Raw genomic sequence first — 724 nt, forward strand, 5'->3', positions numbered from 1 at the left:
ATAGTATAGAAAAAACTATTTACGTATTGTTTACTACTTCTTGTTCTTGAAAACACATATAAAATAATAAATAAAATAGATACACTAATTATCGAAAATGCACATATCGCAACAACTATTATCATTCTTTCCATATAAAATATTATACACGAAGATTATATTAATAATATAATCATTTATCTGCGCTTTGTTCTTTATAAATTTAATATTAACTTATTCATATTTTATTAATCAAAATTTCAATATAAGTTAATATTAAATTTATGTATAATATTATTTGTAACGGAGAAATACCCAAGCGGCTGAAGGGGTCAGTCTCGAAAACTGATAGAGGTAATACCTGCGAGGGTTCAAATCCCTCTTTCTCCGCCATCTAATATTTATATTTATTTTTTTATATTGACACAGAATTTTTAGCAAAGCTTTATTGAAACTATAATATCAAAACAACGAAAACGATTTCTATTTAATATCTCTATTTTTCTGATTAAGATAGTAATATAACAAAGGAGTTGAAATATGAAAAGTAAACTCTTATTAATTTTAGTTAGTTTTTTCGTATTAACTGGTTGTGGAGTCAATACATTAAATTGGCCTATTATAGATCTTACGTTTGCATCTAATGAAATAGTTTCTATCACGATGAATTTTATTTGCAAAGATAAAGAGAATTTTACTGATAAGATTGAGATAAGTGAACCAAAACAAATGTTGGAAATTTACG

1 protein-coding gene and 1 tRNA gene are annotated in these 724 nt (G+C 24.9%); both read left to right on the forward strand.

The annotated features are described in order from the left end of the window. The first annotated feature begins 284 nt into the window (after nucleotides 1-284). A tRNA-Ser gene (locus RR062_06160) sits at nucleotides 285-372 on the forward strand. 147 nt (nucleotides 373-519) lie between these two features. Beyond that, nucleotides 520-724: hypothetical protein (locus tag RR062_06165; protein MEG2027284.1), on the forward strand; the 205-nt coding region annotated here is incomplete at its 3' end.

This window comes from Clostridia bacterium, from assembly GCA_036654455.1.
Taxonomy (GTDB): domain Bacteria; phylum Bacillota; class Clostridia; order Christensenellales; family CAG-314; genus JAVVRZ01.